We start from the raw sequence: 13,751 nt of genomic DNA, 5'->3' as shown, positions 1-13,751 counted from the left end.
TGCCCCTCAGTCGCGGGATCGGAGTTCGTTCTGCGCCTTGGCGACCAGGCGGTCGATCTCGGCGCTGCTCAGCGGATGGACTACGAGATCGAGGTCGTCCGCGTAGTCCCAGAAGCTGCTGTGGCCGGTGGCATCGGCCCGTTCCTGGCTCTGGGCCGAGACGGCGTCGTAGGTGGCGCCGGCGTCCGGGTTGTCGCAGGTCAGCTTGGAGCTGAGGGTCTTTCCGGTCAGTTCGTAGGGCTGTCGGCCGCTGGAGCAGCCGCCCACCTGCTGACCTCCGGTGCTGATCGATCCGACGGTCAGTTCGATGTAGACGGTATCCAGGGCGTAGGCCTTCGAGGTCGCGTTGTACACCGGCCCGGAGAACGCCACATGGACGTGGCAGCCGGAGGAACTGCAACGGACGCCGCTGGCCCCGCCGTTCTGCTGGAGAATCTGGACCGACCCGCCGGTCGTGGCGTCGGAGAGGGCTTTGGTGTTCTTGATGACGGCGGCGTACAGCGGCCCGGCGTCGGCGATGGGGGTGATGTCCATGCCCCGGGAGTCGGCCAGCGGAACCTTGGCCTCCACGGAGCGCGGCAGCTGCCCGTCCGCGGTGTATCCCTTCACCGCGTCGTGCACGGTGTCCACGCCCGGCGGTTCCCAACGCAGCACCCGGTAGGGCGCGTTCTGGGTGACGTAGAGGTACCCGTTGACCGTGTCGGCCTTCCACGCGGGCGTGCCGCCGACGGTGACGGCCGCCGCCATCTTGTCGCCGACTTCCGGGAGGCGGGGCTTGTCGGCCAGGGCCTTCTTCAGGGTCGCGGCCAGCTTCGCCGGTGTCAGGTAGGGCTTGAGGGCGGGGCCGGTGTTCTTCTCGTCGTCGCCGGGATCGTACGTCCAGCCGCGCGTGACGGGGTCGTTCTCGAAGCTGGTGTAGTCACGGCCGCCGATGGTCATGAAGGCCTGGTCGCTGGCCCCCGAGCCGTCCTTCTTGCTGCCCATCGTGCCGTGCCGCTCGCCGGTGGCGGTGACCGTGACGTCGAAGTACGTGAAGTAGGTCTTCTGGTCCTGGTACCGGACCCCCGGGGACTTCGCGAGCGCGGCCAGTGCCTGGTCGAACGGTGCCCGCACCACCTGCCGTTCGCCGCTTCCGCCGTCCATGAGCAGCAGCGCGACAAGGAGCACGACGACCGCGCCCGCCACGGCCGCCAGCACTTTCCTGCGCCGGGTGCGGAGGTGCGCCCACTCGGGCCTACGGGACGCGGGAGCCCCTTCGGCGTCGAGGAGGGGACTGGTCATCACGACGGCCGCGTCCGTCAGGGCCAGCACACCCTGCTCCAGCCAGCCGGGCCCGTACGTGGCCGTGGCGGCGGTCTCCAGGTCGGCCACGAAGGCCCGCGCGTCGGAGTACCGCTCGCGCGGGTCCTTGTCCAACGCGCGTTCCAGCACCGGCCGTAGGGGCCCCGGTACGTCGTCCAGCGGCGGCGATGCGCTCTCGTGCAGGGCGCGCAGTCCCGCCGTGCTGTCGGTGCGGAACGGGGCGACGCCGGTCAGGCACTCGACGAACGTGACCGCGGCGGCGTAGGTGTCCGAGGCCGGTGAGGCGGGGCGGCCGTGCCACAGTTCCGGTGCCCGGTAGGCAGCGGTGCCCTCGGCGAGGTCCTCACCGGCCGGCACCGTGATGCCGATGTTGATGAGCTTGCCCTGCCGCGCGGCATCGATGAGCACGTTCTCCGGCTTGACGTCCCGATGCATCACGCCCTGGTCGTGGAGAACGGCCAGCCCGAGCAGCGAACCACGCAGCAGTGCCAGCGCGGCCTCCGGCAGGGGGCGCCGAGCGGCCAGAAGCGCGCGCAGGGTGGGACCGTCGACGGCCTCCATGATCAGGGCGACATCCCCGCCGTCCGGCGAGTCGAGCACCGCGTCGATCCGTACGACGTTGGGGTCCCGTACGCCGGTCACCCGGGCCGTGTCCCGCCGGATGCGCTCGGCGACGGTGGTGTCGTCGGTGAGCCGCGCGGAGAGGTACTTGATCGCGACGAGGTCCCCGGTGCCGTCGTCCCGTGCCAACGTCGTCCGCCCGGTGGTTCCCGCGCCCAACTCCCGGATCTCGGTGAACCCGGGCACCAGCCAGTTCGTCATGGACCCCTTGCCTTCCCGTCATGGCGGTGTGCTGTGAGGGGGAAGGTAGGAGAGGACGATGGAGCAACGATGAAATGGCTGTCAGGGTGGGGTGGGGGGGGAAGTTGAGGACGCACTCACGCTGATCCACACGACCTCGCGCGGCTGCCCTCGAGCGGTCAGCAATCTGTTTGCAGGCTTCGCTTCGTACCAGCAGGAAGGAATGCCGCGCGCGGAGCACGTCCTTGGCCTCTTCGAGTCGGCTCGGCCCGAGGACCCACGGCCGCGCCAGGCGATCGAGCAGGCCCGCGCCTGGGTGCGTGGCGAGGTGAGGATGATGCAGGCCCGCGCGGTGGGCGGCCATGCGATGGGCGCGGCCCGAGACCTGCGTGGCGCAGCACGGCACGCGGCCTACGCCGCCGGCCAGGCCGCAGTCGTCGCACACGTCGCCGCGCACGAACTCGGTGCGGCCGCCTATGCGATCAAGGCCGCACGCGCTGCCGCACCAAAGGACGAGAGCGAGGCCGCAGGGCGCCTTGAGTGCCAGTGGCAGCGCGACCAGCTCCCGCGGGCGATTCGCGAGCTCGTACTTGACGACCAGCGGTTGCGCAACGACATCTGCTGGTCGGTGTTCGACTGCTGAGGGCGCGCCGGGCGCCGGCGCCTCTCGGTCTCCGAGTCAAACATGGCGGCCTGGGCGGAGGGTCAGACCTTGATCACGGTGACGTGCGGGCCGCACAGCGCGGTGAGGTCCTCGGGGTCGGAGGTGAGGATCGTTGCCGGTCCGGGTGCGGCGAGCGCGGTGGCGCCGAGCATGGCGTCGATGGCGTGCTTGTGGCCGTGCAGTCCGGCATCGGCGAGGAGAGCGGCGGCATGGCGGGCGATCGGTTCGGTGACCGGTTCCACGACGAGGCGAGACAGCGTCCATTCGAGGGCCGGGCGGTTGATCCGTGGGTGGGCCACCTCCACGAGGGTGGCCGCTGAGGTGATCACGCGCAGGTCGTCGGCACGGGCCAGGGCCAGCCAGCCGGTGACGGCACGGTCGCGCAGCACGGCCTTGGCCAGGCCCTCGCTGTCGAGGACCAGGGTGCCGCCGGGGACGGCCGGGGATCGGGTCACGCGGCGCTCGTCCCGCTCTGTGCCTGCTGTCGTCGGGCCTGATGGAGCTGGTCGCGCAGGGCCTGGACCTCCTCGTCCGTGACCGGGCCGTGCTCGGCCTCGGCGACCTGGATGAGTTCGTTCAGGTTGTCCCGTTCGATCTGGCGGGCGACGGCCGCGGCGACGTAGGCGGACAGCCCGGAGGGGCCGCTGCGGGCCTTGGCCGCCTCGGCGATGTCGCGGGGCATGGTGATCGAGTACTTGCCGGTAGGATCGCTCATGCTACCTATCCTACTTCGCGTCGCCCTTCGGCAGACGCGAGGTGGGTGAGGAAGTCGGTCCAGGGGGCGGGGGCGGTGGTGAGGTGGGGGCCTTGTGGGTTCTTGGAGTCGCGGATGTGGATGGTGGTGGGGGTGAGGGCGATCTCTACGCAGTCTCCGTCGCCACCGCTGCTGTAGCTCGACTTGAACCAGTCCAGTTCGGTGCTGCTCATACGTCCCCTCGCATCCGCTGCAACAGGCTCACCGAGTCCTTGAGAGTGAGAGCCTGTGAGCGCATCCTGGCATATCGCCGTTGGAGGACGCTGACCTCTTTCGGGTCGGAGATGAGCAGTCCGGCTCGCTGCCCCTCGCAGTAGGCGAACCACTGGGTCTCCGCCGTCTCCAACAACTGCATGGGGCCGTCCAACCCGGCGTGGTTCTCCTGCTCGGTCAGCATGATCTGGATCTCGACGTTCCGCAGCTCGGCCACCTTCAGCACGTGGTCGATGAGTTCCGCCGTGACCTCGACTCCGCCCGTGTGCCGCCGGAACAGGTGCTCTTCCAGGATGAAGCCGAAGGCCGTGTTCGGCCTCTCCCGCAGCAGCCGTTGACGCTCCGCCCGCGCGACCCACTGCGCCTCGATCTGCTCGTCGTCCAGCGGGGGGAGTTGGTTCGTGAACAGCTGCCGCGCGTACGCCTCCGTCTGCAACAGCCCCGGAATCAACCGGCATTCGTACGTGTACAGGGTGATCGCGCTCGCCTCCAGCCCCGCCCACTGCCGGAACCACGCCGCCAACCCCGGCTGTCGAGCCAGCTTCGGGAACGACTTCCGCAACGCCCCGGTGTTCCCCGTTGCCTCCTCCCCGCGCTCCACCAGCACCAGATCCGGCATCCGGCGCCCCAACTCCACACTCGCCACCGTGTGCTTGGAGAACCCCACCAGGTCGCCGAACTCCTCCCGGCTCAACCCCGAGTGCTCCCGCAGGGCTTGCAGCACCGCCCCGAACGTCCGCATGCTGTCCGACGACTCCGGCTCACCGCCACCATCGACCACAGTCGGTCACCTCCCGCGCCCATGGTCACGTTCCGTCACGCGTACTGTCCAGTCCGTGACCGCGTACTCTGCCGTGGCGTACGTGGTGTCGACCTGGAGAAGCCGGCCTCGGGGGTGTCAGATTGGGCCCATGACAGCACCTTTCGCCCCCCAACCCACGGTCACCGTACGTGTGTTCACCCAGCGCCTTAGTGCGACCCCGCGCGGAGCCCGCCTCGCCCGCCACCTCGCGTTGAACCAGCTGCACGACTGGGGCATCCCGCATGACACCCCGACCGCTGAGAACATCGAGGTGATCGTCGCCGAACTCGCCGCCAACGCCGTCACCCATGGCCGTGTCCCGGGCCGGGACTTCGAGCTACGGCTCTCCCTCGTCACCGGCAGCGTGCGCGTGGAGGTCGCCGACACCCGAGGTGAGCCCTTTGCCGCCGTACGGCCATCAGGTCCCCTGGAGGACGGCGGCCGCGGTCTCCTTCTGGTCGACGCCCTCGCCGACCGTTGGGAGGTGCTGGACCGGGAGCCGCCGCCGGGCAAGACGGTCCGGGCCGAGGTGGATGTGCCGGGGTGGCCGGCCCTGGTTGGACGGGTGGGATCGGACGGCTGAACGCCCGCTTGGTGCTGTGCTGTGGGGCCGTCCGCTTTGAGCTGTAGGCGAGGGCGGCGGCCGCGTGGTCGCGTCTCGCCGGCACGCCGGGCGGCTCAAGTCCAGGAGCGCGCGGCTGCCGAACGTGGCGGCGTAGGCGGTCAACGGTCAGTGGTCGATGCTGGCCATGTTGGCCTCGTCGTGGCGCTCGCCCGCGGCGGGTGTGAGGCTGTTGAGGCGGTCGAGCTGAGCGGCGCTGAGTTCGACGGCGTCGGCGGCGGTGTTCTCCTCGACGCGTGAGACCCGGCGGGTTCCGGGGATGGGGGCGATGTCGTCGCCGCGGGTGAGCAGCCAGGCCAGTGCGGTCTGTGCCGGAGTGGCTCCGATCTCGGCGCCGATGGCCTGTACTTCGTCGACGATGCGCAGGTTGCGCTGGAAGTTCTCGCCGGTGAAGCGCGGGTTGGTCTTGCGCCAGTCGTCGTCGGTGAAGTCGTCGACGGTGCGGATCTGTCCGGTCAGCAGGCCGTGGCCGAGCGGGGAGTAGGGAACGAATCCGATGCCGAGCTCGCGCAGCAGCGGGAGGATTTCGGCCTCCACGTCGCGGGTCCACAGCGAGTACTCGGTCTGCAGCGCGGCCACCGGATGTACGGCGTGGGCGCGGCGGATCGTCTCGGGGCCGGCCTCGGAGAGGCCGATGTGGCGCACCTTGCCCTCGGCGACCAGCTCGGCCAGGACGCCGACGGTCTCCTCGATGGGCGTGTTCGGGTCGACGCGGTGCTGGTAGTAGAGGTCGATGTGGTCGGTGCCGAGCCGCTTGAGGGAGCCTTCGACGGCGGTCTTCACGTTGGCGGGGCTGCTGTCGATGACGCCGGGGCCGCCGCCGGCGTGGGAGACGAGGCCGAACTTGGTCGCGACGACGACGTCGTCGCGCCGGCCCTTGATGGCCTTGCCGACGAGTTCCTCGCTGTGGAAGGGGCCGTAGATCTCGGCGGTGTCGATGTGGGTGACCCCGAGGTCCAGGGCCCGGTGGATGGTGCGGATCGACTCGGCGTCGTCGAGCCCTCCGCCCGTCGTGTAGACGCCGGCCATGGTCATGGCTCCCAGGCCGATGCGGGAGACATCGAGCCCGCCCAGTGATACGTGCTTCATCAGGTACTCCGTAAGTTGTCAGGCGGCCCGGGAGGGCCGGATGTGCGTGTCAGTGCGCCTCGGCAGCCGGCTCCAGGACGAGGACCGGGATCTCGCGGTCCGTCTTCTCCTGGTACTCCGCGTAGTCCGGGAAGGCCTCGACGGCTCGGGCCCACCACACGGCCTTCTCGTCCCCGGTCACCTCGCGTGCCAGCATGTCCTGGCGCACCGGGCCGTCCTGCAGCTCGACCCGGGGGTCGGCCACCGCGTTGTGGTACCAGACCGGGTGCTTGGGGGCTCCTGCCATGGAGGCGACCACGGCGTAGACGCCGTCGTGCTCCACGCGCATGACCGGGGTCTTGCGGATCTTGCCGCTCCGGGCCCCCAGGGTGGTCAGGATGACGACGGGCAGGTCCCGTAGCCTCTCGTCCTCTTCCCGTGCGACCAGGACACTCAGCGTCGTTCCTTCCGTGCCGCCGGAGCTTTCGTACAGCTCCACCTGGTCACGTACGAACTGCGCCTTGCTCGGCTCGTACTCACCTTTCAGTGGCATGCTGCCCCTCTCAGGCGTGGGTGTCGTCGTAGGCGAGGTCGTCCCCCAGCTCGCGTGAGGCGTCGGCCTGGGCGAGGAGCTCCCGGGCCTTGGCCTCGGCGGCCTCGATGGCGTCCGCGCCGGCGACGAAGCGCTCCAGGGGCTTGTCCTGGCCGGCGATGGTGAGCAGGGCGCGGGCGAGCTTGGCGGGGTCGCCGGGCTGCCGGCCGTTCATGCTCTTCATGCCCTCGATCCTCGGGGCGGTGCGCGGGGCGTAGTCCTCGATGGACAGCTCGGGCCAGGTGGTGGAGCCGTCCACGAGGAGTTCGGTGCGGAAGTAGCCGGGCTCCACGATTGTGGTGTGGATGTTGTACGGCTCGACGTCGTAGCGCAGGGACTCCATCCAGCCCTCTTCCGCGAACTTGGATGCCGCGTAGGCGGAGGTGAATTCCATGCCGACCAGGCCTGCGGTCGAGGTGATGGTGATGATGTGGCCGGCGCGCTGCTCGCGCAGGACGGGCAGGACGGCGCGGGTGACGTTCATCGGGCCGAAGAGGTTCGTCTCGAACTGCCGGCGCATCTGCGCGGGCGAGATCTCCTCGAAGTAGCCGGTGAAGAGATTCCCGGCGTTGTTGATCAGTACGTCGATGCGGCCGAAGCGGTCGACGGCGGCCTGCGCGGCGGCCTCGGCGTCTTCGAGGCTGGTGACGTCGAGCTTGGTGACCAGCAGGTTGTCCTGCGGTCCGCCCAGGGTCTTCTCGACCTCTTCGGGGCGGCGGCCGGTGGCGACGACCTGGTGACCGGCGGTGAGGGCCTCGCGGGCGATGTCGGTGCCCAGGCCGCGTCCGGCACCGGTGACGAGAATGACCTTGCTCATGCGGAGTTTCCTTTCAGGCGCCGTGATCCGGCACCTGGTGTGTGCGGGGGTGTACGTGCAACAAAACCCGCTGTCACACGCGGGTGGGAGTCCCTGATGAGGGGGTCACTGACAGGGACCCCCTCCGCGGCGGAAGCGCTCGTAGAGTGAAGCGCATGGCAGGCAGAAACGACCCACAAGGCGGCAACCGCGACATCCGTGATGATTTCCGCGCGGAGATCCGGGAATTCCTCGGTACGCGACGGGCCAGGGTCACCCCCGAGCAGGCCGGACTGCCCGTGTACGGCGGAGAGCGCCGACGGGTCACCGGGCTGCGCCGCGAGGAGGTCGCCCTGCTCGCGGGCATTTCCAGCGAGTACTACACCCGGCTGGAGCGCGGCAACGCCACCGGCGTCTCCGAGAGCGTCATCGAGGGCATCGCGCAAGCACTCCAGCTCGACGAGGCCGAACGCATCCACCTGGTCGACCTTCTGCGCGGCGCGGGCACGACCCGTCCGCCACGCCGCCGACCCGCTCAGCAGCGTGTCCGGCCGACGGTGCGGCGCGTCCTCGACTCGATGGCCGGCACACCCGCGTTCGTCCTCAGCGGACGCGGGGACATCCTGGCCGCCAACCACCTCGGGCGCGCCCTGTTCTCCCCCGTCTACGCCGACCCGGTACGGCCGCCGAACAACGCCCGGTTCGTCTTCCTCAGCCCGCACGCGACCGAGTTCTTCCGCCACTGGGACGAAGTCGCCAACGACACCGTCGCCATGCTGCGCGCCGAGGCCGGCCGCGACCTCTACGACCGGCGGCTCACGGACCTGATCGGGGAGCTGTCCACCCGCAGCGAGGAGTTCCGGCGCCGCTGGGCGGCCCACAACGTCCGGATGCACACCACCGGCGTGAAACTCCTGCACCACCCGGTCGTCGGCGACCTCGACCTGCCCTTCGAGACCTTCCCGCTCGGCGACGGCCCCAGCCAGTTCCTCCTCACCTACACCGCCGAGCCCGCGTCCCCCTCGCAGGACGCCCTGAACCTGCTGGCCAGCTGGGCCGCGACCAACGACGGCATCGAGCGGTCCGCCCTGGACGACGACTCCGAGCCGGCCGGTCCGGCCGAGACACCCGACTGAACGAACTCGCCGTCCGCACCGCATCGGACCCGGAGGTGCCCGGATGAGTCGACGTGGCTTCCCCGACGGCTTACCTCCCGGGTAATCGACCTGGGTTCGCCCCGCGTGCCAGGCTCGCCGGCGTACGGAGCCCTACCGACCCGGAGGACACCATGACCGCCTACGCCATAGCCCACCTGCGGGAAGCCGCGCCGCATCCGGAGATCGCCGAGTACATCGAGCGCATCCCCGCCACCTTCGAGCCGTACGGCGGACACTTCCTCGTGCACGGCGCGGGGCACGAGGTGAAGGAGGGCGGCTGGCCGGGACACGTCGTGGTGATCGGCTTCCCGGGGATCGCCGAGGCGCGGGCCTGGTGGGACTCCGCCGCGTACCAGGAGATCGCGCCGCTGCGTTCGCGGCACATCGAGGGCGACATCATCCTCGTCGAGGGCGTTCCCGACGGTTACGACCCTGCGGTCACCGCGAAGGCGATGCGGGACGCGCTCGCTTCCTGAGGACGTGCGTCCGACTCCCGTGACCCAGGAGGCTTTGGATACTGGGGCGACTGGCGTACGGAAGGGGGAGGTTCGCGTGCCGGACGGACGTGAGGTGGACCAGGCGGAGTTGCTGGATGTCGGCAAGAACGAGGACTGCGCACGTAGCCTGCTCCGCGCGCTGCGCACCCTGAGCACCGGGCCCGATCCGAAGCTGCGGGAGATGGCGCGCGGGGTGCTGCGCGGCCACCTCGCTTGACGCTGCTGCTCTCGCCTCCTGTCTCGAGCGGGATGCCGGCGGTGATGCCTCCGCGCTCAGCCGCTGGGACCCGGTTGCCCAACAACTGGGTGCTGATTCGCCGGTGGGCCTGACCCTGCGCACGCCGCTCATGCTGTTTCTGGCCCGGACTGTCTACAACCCTCGCCCGACCACATCCACGAGCTCCAGACCGGTGGTCCGGACGCGTGGCGTAACGTGCGGATGCTCGACCGGTTCACGAACCAGGACATCGGCTGGAACCAGATGCGCCCACAGATCAAGGATCTCCCGGACGGCAATCCCCTCAAGATCGACATAAGGGTGGTGGCCAGATGACCAGCGCGAGGCATGCACGGTCCCGTCTGATCGTGACGGTGGACGCCCTGCGGTTGGCGCTGGCGGAGAGCTCGGATCTGCTCGGGTTCACGCTCGGCGGGACGATCGACGAGGAGACGGCGGCAGCTGCGGAGGCCGACGGGGTGCCGCGGAAGTTCCTGGACTTCTGCCGGGTGCTGAACGGCGTGGGCTGCGGGCCTTCCGTGCAGCTCTTCAGCCTGTGGGAGGCCGAGGAGCACCAGTTCTACTGCGAGCCGGTGGTCGATTCCCCGCTGCCGCTGTCCCCCGAAAAGCTCTACTGCGTCGGGATGATCCAGGAAGCCCCGGTCTACCTCGACCGTGCGGGCGGCGACGTCCTCGGAGCCCTGGAAGAAGGCCCCGACTGGCCCGACGCGGAGCGCTTCGACCAGTTGGCGCCCAGCGTGGAGGCGTTCTTCCTGGAGCGGCTGGTCGACCCCGCCGAGTACCAGCGGCTCGCCCTGATCGACGACGAACTGGTCGAGTACGACGACTGGTTGAAGCTGCTGCGACGAGCCGGCCTCAGCGGCTGAGGCAGGATGAAAGGGAAGCAGAGGACGCATGGCCACCCATGACGAGATGACGGAGCTGTTCGGCGCGGACCGCGTGGTCACGCTGGATCGTGCCGTCGCCGAGGAGCGCGGACTGTCCGGGGCAGACGCCGAGGTGCTGTGCGAGGTCGGGGTGCCCGTCTTCGTCGACGTGCTGTTCACCCTCGACACCGCCGAGGAGGGACCCGATCCCTTCACCGTGGTGCCGGTGGCCGCGGGTGGCGACGAGACGCACATCCTCGTGCGCGGCGGCCCCACCGACGACCCCGCGATGCGGTACTGCCTCGACATGGACCGCGGCTACCGGGATTCATTTGCAGTGCCCCGGCGTTCACGCCGGGGGTGAAGCGAATCATGTCGTTGCCACGCGGAGCGTCGCCGCGTCTGGCCCGGCGGAGCCGTGCAGTGCTCACACCGGCCGGTTCTGCTGCTCGATGTACTTCCTGACCACGGAGAGCGGGGCGCCACCCACCGTCCCGGCGAAGTAGGACCCCGACGTCGTTGTCCTCGCCGTTGAACTCAAATCCGTGAACACCTTGTGCCGGAACTTGGTCACAAAGACCAAGTGGACATGCATCACGAAGGCACAGTGCCGACCAGTTCTGATCTTCTGTATCTCGCCCATCACCAAGGTGCTGGGTGCCGGCGCGCACCTCGTCGGACACGGGAACGGTGGTGACGCACGCTCTTCTGGAAGGGCGACTCCTCCGCGCCCCCCAGCGCGAGCGCGAGCTCCGACGCCGGAGGGCCGGGCGGTGGCATGGGCATGGGCGGCTGGACCCCGTCCCAGGAGGAAGCTGCGCTCGGAGCACGACCACTGACGCCCGATGAGGTGTGTGCGGACCATTGACGCGCAAGGGGTTCGATTCTACGGTCCCGTCCGAAGCTCTGATCGATGATCGGTATATCGAACATCCCCCCACTCAAGGAGCGTCAGCGTGAGCCGCACCTCCCGCACCCCGCGCACTCTTCGGCGCAGGACCGCACTCCTCGCCGTCCCCGCAGCCGCCCTGCTCGCCCTCATCCCGAGCACGGCGTCGGCGTACCCCAACCCCGGGACCGTCACCGGCGCCATCACCATCCACGACCCCACGATGATCCGCACGTCGGCCGGCCGTTACCTGCTGTACGGCACCGGCGGCGGCCTCGGCTACCGCACCTCCACCGACCGGACCGCCTTCACCGCCGGCAACGACGCCTTCTCCACCAAGCCGGGCTGGTGGTCGTCGTACGCCACCGAGGCCTGGGCGCCCGACATCTCCTACCAGGGCGGCAAGTACCTCATGTACTACGCCGTCTCGACCTTCGGCTCCAACAAGTCCGCCATCGGCCTCGCCACGTCGAGCACCGGCCTGCCCGGCTCCTGGACCGACCAGGGCACCGTGTACACCTCCACCACCTCCAGCGACTACAACGCCATCGACCCGAACCTGTTCGTCGACAGCGACGGCAAGTGGTGGCTGTCCTTCGGCAGTTGGTGGACCGGCCTGAAGATGATCCAGATCAACCCCGCCACCGGCAAGCAGCTGTCCACCAACACGACCCGGTACTCGATCGCCTCCCGCCCGACCGGGACCAAGGCCGTCGAGGCGCCGTACATCGTCAAGCGGAACGGCTACTACTACCTCTTCGCGTCCTACGACACCTGCTGCGCCGGCACCAGTTCGACCTACAAGGTCAAGGTCGGCCGCGCCACCAGCGTCACCGGGCCGTACGTCGACAAGAACGGCGTCTCGATGATGAACAACGGCGGCACCCCGGTCCTGGAGTCGCACGGCCGGTACATCGGCCCCGGCGGCCAGTCGATCATGAACGACTCCGACGGCGACCTGATCGTCTACCACTACTACGACGGCAACGACAACGGGACGCCCAAGCTCGGCATCAACCTCCTGAACTGGAGCAGCGGATGGCCCGTCGCCTACTGACCCTGCTGGCCGCGCTGCTCCTCGCCCTCGCGCTCGGGCAGTCCTCCGCGAGCGCGGCCTCGTTCTCGAACCCCGTCAAGGCGCAGAAGGGCGCCGACCCCTGGATCTCGTACCACGACGGCAACTACTACCTGGTGACGACGAGTTGGACCAACGCCATCACCATGCGCAGGTCGGCCACCCTGGCCGGCCTCGCGACCGCGCCCAGCGTGCAGGTGTGGACCGGGGACGCGGCGAACCGGTGCTGCAACATCTGGGCTCCCGAGATCCACTTCATCAACGGCCACTGGTACCTGTACTACGTCGCCGGGCAGAACGTCTCCGACTACAACCCGACCCAGCGCACGCACGTGCTGGAGAGTGCCGGGACCGATCCCATGGGGCCGTACACCTACAAGAACCAGCTCAACTCCTCCTGGATGCTGGACCCGACGGTCGCGACCATCAACGATCAGCTGTACCTGTTCGGCAGCGCGAGCGGCGGCACCCAGAACCTCGTCGCGGCCCGTCTGTCCAACCCGTACACCCTCGCCACCGGCTTCTCGACGATCTCAACACCGACCAACTCATGGGAGAAATCGGGGGGTTCGGTCAACGAAGGCCCGGAGATCCTCCAGCGGGGCGGCAAGACCTTCCTGGTCTACTCGGCGAGCGGCTGCTGGACCCCCGACTACAAACTCGGCCAGCTCACCCTCACCGGCTCGGACCCCCTCTCCGCGTCCTCCTGGACGAAGAAGTCCACGCCGGTCTTCCAGCGCAACGACTCCGCCGGCGTCTACGGCCCCGGACACAACGGCTTCTTCACCTCGCCCGACGGCACCGAGAACTGGATCGTCTATCACGCCAACGACTCGGCGTCCGACGGCTGCGACAACGGCCGTACGACCAGGGCCCAGAAGTTCACGTGGAACTCCGACGGCACCCCGAACCTCGGCACGCCGGTCGCCCTGGGAGCATCCCTGACGGGCCCCGCGGGCGAACCCTCCGCGGCCTCGACGACGTACACCCTCACGAACCGCAACAGCGGCAAGTGCCTTGAGGTAGCCGGGGGTTCGACGGCCGACGGTGCCAACGTCCAGCAGTACGCGTGCAACGGCGGCAGCAACCAGCGCTGGCGCGTCGAGGACCAGGGCGACGACACCAGCCGCCTGGTCAACGTGGCCGGTGGGAAGGTCCTCGACACCGCCGACTGCTCCACGGCCGACGGCGCGGACCTCCGCCAGTGGACCTGGCTCAACAACACCTGCCAGCGGTTCAGGTTCCTGGTGACCGACAGCGGCTACGTGCGGATCGTCAACCAGGCCACGGGCAAGGTGGCGGACGTGGCGAACTGTTCGACGGCCGACGCGGCGGACGTACGGCAGTGGACGTGGTTGAACAACACTTGCCAACAGTGGAGGCTGACTCCGGTGCAGTGAACCCGCTCAGGGGCG

General features: G+C 69.2%; 17 protein-coding genes and 1 pseudogene. 9 read left to right on the top strand and 9 right to left on the bottom strand.

All coding sequences use genetic code 11. The features are described 5' to 3' along the window. Window positions 1–6: 6 nt before the first annotated feature. Window positions 7–2,124, bottom strand: coding sequence for a serine/threonine-protein kinase (locus QF027_RS15685; protein WP_307075170.1), 2,118 nt, complete (start codon window positions 2,122–2,124; stop codon window positions 7–9). 211 nt (window positions 2,125–2,335) lie between these two features. Between QF027_RS15685 and QF027_RS15680 the strand changes: the two are divergent. Next, a pseudogene (locus QF027_RS15680) lies at window positions 2,336–2,746 on the top strand (putative immunity protein); the annotation flags it as partial. A gap of 62 nt (window positions 2,747–2,808) precedes the next feature. Here QF027_RS15680 and QF027_RS15675 read toward each other — a convergent pair. Genes QF027_RS15675 through QF027_RS15660 form a run of 4 tightly spaced genes read right to left on the bottom strand, consistent with a single transcriptional unit; the run spans window position 2,809 to window position 4,476 of the window. Next, window positions 2,809–3,222, bottom strand: a complete 414-nt coding sequence (locus QF027_RS15675; protein ID WP_307075168.1) for a PIN domain-containing protein — start codon at window positions 3,220–3,222, stop codon at window positions 2,809–2,811. Further along, window positions 3,219–3,482 (bottom strand): CopG family transcriptional regulator, encoded by a 264-nt coding sequence (locus QF027_RS15670; RefSeq protein ID WP_307075166.1) that lies wholly within the window; start codon window positions 3,480–3,482, stop codon window positions 3,219–3,221. Before QF027_RS15670 ends, QF027_RS15675 begins: the two co-directional genes overlap by 4 nt. Window positions 3,483–3,487: 5 nt before the next feature. After that, complete coding sequence (locus tag QF027_RS15665) at window positions 3,488–3,694, bottom strand: DUF397 domain-containing protein (RefSeq protein ID WP_307075164.1); 207 nt, start codon at window positions 3,692–3,694, stop codon at window positions 3,488–3,490. Beyond that, on the bottom strand, window positions 3,691–4,476 hold the full coding sequence (locus QF027_RS15660; RefSeq protein ID WP_307075162.1) for a helix-turn-helix domain-containing protein: 786 nt from the start codon (window positions 4,474–4,476) through the stop codon (window positions 3,691–3,693). The genes QF027_RS15665 and QF027_RS15660 overlap by 4 nt, the downstream gene beginning before the upstream one ends. Before the next feature lie 169 nt (window positions 4,477–4,645). Here QF027_RS15660 and QF027_RS15655 point away from each other — a divergent pair, with 169 nt between their 5' ends. Continuing rightward, a complete protein-coding gene (locus tag QF027_RS15655) occupies window positions 4,646–5,119 on the top strand; it encodes an ATP-binding protein (protein ID WP_307075160.1) in 474 nt (157 codons plus the stop codon). A gap of 147 nt (window positions 5,120–5,266) precedes the next feature. Here QF027_RS15655 and QF027_RS15650 read toward each other — a convergent pair whose 3' ends face one another. Genes QF027_RS15650 through QF027_RS15640 form a run of 3 tightly spaced genes read right to left on the bottom strand, consistent with a single transcriptional unit; the run spans window position 5,267 to window position 7,635 of the window. Further along, complete coding sequence (locus QF027_RS15650) at window positions 5,267–6,247, bottom strand: aldo/keto reductase (RefSeq protein ID WP_307075158.1); 981 nt, start codon at window positions 6,245–6,247, stop codon at window positions 5,267–5,269. 49 nt (window positions 6,248–6,296) lie between these two features. Continuing rightward, on the bottom strand, window positions 6,297–6,779 hold the full coding sequence (locus tag QF027_RS15645; RefSeq protein WP_307075156.1) for a nitroreductase family deazaflavin-dependent oxidoreductase: 483 nt from the start codon (window positions 6,777–6,779) through the stop codon (window positions 6,297–6,299). A 10-nt stretch (window positions 6,780–6,789) separates the two neighbouring features. After that, a complete protein-coding gene (locus QF027_RS15640; RefSeq protein ID WP_307075154.1) occupies window positions 6,790–7,635 on the bottom strand; it encodes an SDR family oxidoreductase in 846 nt (281 codons plus the stop codon). Between the two features lie 155 nt (window positions 7,636–7,790). On the opposite strand from QF027_RS15640, the gene QF027_RS15635 reads away from it, so the two are divergent. The 5 genes from QF027_RS15635 (at window position 7,791) to QF027_RS15615 (ending at window position 10,736) form a co-directional block, all read left to right on the top strand. After that, entirely contained in the window at window positions 7,791–8,750 is a 960-nt protein-coding gene (locus tag QF027_RS15635; protein WP_307075152.1) for a helix-turn-helix domain-containing protein, read from the top strand. A gap of 152 nt (window positions 8,751–8,902) precedes the next feature. Then, window positions 8,903–9,247 (top strand): DUF1330 domain-containing protein, encoded by a 345-nt coding sequence (locus QF027_RS15630; protein ID WP_306981855.1) that lies wholly within the window; start codon window positions 8,903–8,905, stop codon window positions 9,245–9,247. A gap of 76 nt (window positions 9,248–9,323) precedes the next feature. Next, window positions 9,324–9,485 (top strand): hypothetical protein, encoded by a 162-nt coding sequence (locus QF027_RS15625; protein ID WP_307075150.1) that lies wholly within the window; start codon window positions 9,324–9,326, stop codon window positions 9,483–9,485. 332 nt (window positions 9,486–9,817) lie between these two features. Then, a complete protein-coding gene (locus QF027_RS15620; protein WP_306981859.1) occupies window positions 9,818–10,372 on the top strand; it encodes a hypothetical protein in 555 nt (184 codons plus the stop codon). Window positions 10,373–10,400: 28 nt separating this feature from the next. Continuing rightward, entirely contained in the window at window positions 10,401–10,736 is a 336-nt protein-coding gene (locus QF027_RS15615; RefSeq protein WP_307075148.1) for an SUKH-4 family immunity protein, read from the top strand. Window positions 10,737–10,799: 63 nt separating this feature from the next. Here QF027_RS15615 and QF027_RS15610 read toward each other — a convergent pair whose 3' ends face one another. Next, window positions 10,800–11,015, bottom strand: coding sequence for a hypothetical protein (locus QF027_RS15610; protein ID WP_307075145.1), 216 nt, complete (start codon window positions 11,013–11,015; stop codon window positions 10,800–10,802). A 313-nt stretch (window positions 11,016–11,328) separates the two neighbouring features. Between QF027_RS15610 and QF027_RS15605 the strand changes: the two genes are divergently transcribed. Further along, window positions 11,329–12,318 (top strand): arabinan endo-1,5-alpha-L-arabinosidase, encoded by a 990-nt coding sequence (locus tag QF027_RS15605; RefSeq protein ID WP_307075144.1) that lies wholly within the window; start codon window positions 11,329–11,331, stop codon window positions 12,316–12,318. Beyond that, entirely contained in the window at window positions 12,300–13,736 is a 1,437-nt protein-coding gene (locus QF027_RS15600; RefSeq protein WP_307075142.1) for a family 43 glycosylhydrolase, read from the top strand. Before QF027_RS15605 ends, QF027_RS15600 begins: the two co-directional genes overlap by 19 nt. The last annotated feature ends 15 nt before the right edge of the window (window positions 13,737–13,751 follow it).

The sequence above is a fragment of the Streptomyces canus genome, from assembly GCF_030816965.1.
Classification (GTDB): Bacteria; Actinomycetota; Actinomycetes; order Streptomycetales; family Streptomycetaceae; genus Streptomyces; species Streptomyces canus_E.
This window is presented reverse-complemented; position numbering and strand designations above follow the sequence as displayed.

Excerpts from the sequence above, each read along its gene's own strand:
- QF027_RS15610 (WP_307075145.1), bottom strand. The coding sequence starts at position 11,015 with ATGGGCGAGATACAGAAGATCAGAACTGGTCGGCACTGTGCCTTCGTG.
- QF027_RS15670 (WP_307075166.1), bottom strand. The coding sequence starts at position 3,482 with ATGAGCGATCCTACCGGCAAGTACTCGATCACCATGCCCCGCGACATC.
- QF027_RS15630 (WP_306981855.1), top strand. The coding sequence starts at position 8,903 with ATGACCGCCTACGCCATAGCCCACCTGCGGGAAGCCGCGCCGCATCCG.
- QF027_RS15600 (WP_307075142.1), top strand. The coding sequence starts at position 12,300 with ATGGCCCGTCGCCTACTGACCCTGCTGGCCGCGCTGCTCCTCGCCCTC.
- QF027_RS15660 (WP_307075162.1), bottom strand. The coding sequence starts at position 4,476 with ATGCGGACGTTCGGGGCGGTGCTGCAAGCCCTGCGGGAGCACTCGGGG.
- QF027_RS15665 (WP_307075164.1), bottom strand. The coding sequence starts at position 3,694 with ATGAGCAGCACCGAACTGGACTGGTTCAAGTCGAGCTACAGCAGCGGT.
- QF027_RS15620 (WP_306981859.1), top strand. The coding sequence starts at position 9,818 with ATGACCAGCGCGAGGCATGCACGGTCCCGTCTGATCGTGACGGTGGAC.
- QF027_RS15640 (WP_307075154.1), bottom strand. The coding sequence starts at position 7,635 with ATGAGCAAGGTCATTCTCGTCACCGGTGCCGGACGCGGCCTGGGCACC.
- QF027_RS15635 (WP_307075152.1), top strand. The coding sequence starts at position 7,791 with ATGGCAGGCAGAAACGACCCACAAGGCGGCAACCGCGACATCCGTGAT.
- QF027_RS15650 (WP_307075158.1), bottom strand. The coding sequence starts at position 6,247 with ATGAAGCACGTATCACTGGGCGGGCTCGATGTCTCCCGCATCGGCCTG.
- QF027_RS15645 (WP_307075156.1), bottom strand. The coding sequence starts at position 6,779 with ATGCCACTGAAAGGTGAGTACGAGCCGAGCAAGGCGCAGTTCGTACGT.
- QF027_RS15655 (WP_307075160.1), top strand. The coding sequence starts at position 4,646 with ATGACAGCACCTTTCGCCCCCCAACCCACGGTCACCGTACGTGTGTTC.
- QF027_RS15615 (WP_307075148.1), top strand. The coding sequence starts at position 10,401 with ATGGCCACCCATGACGAGATGACGGAGCTGTTCGGCGCGGACCGCGTG.
- QF027_RS15685 (WP_307075170.1), bottom strand. The coding sequence starts at position 2,124 with ATGACGAACTGGCTGGTGCCCGGGTTCACCGAGATCCGGGAGTTGGGC.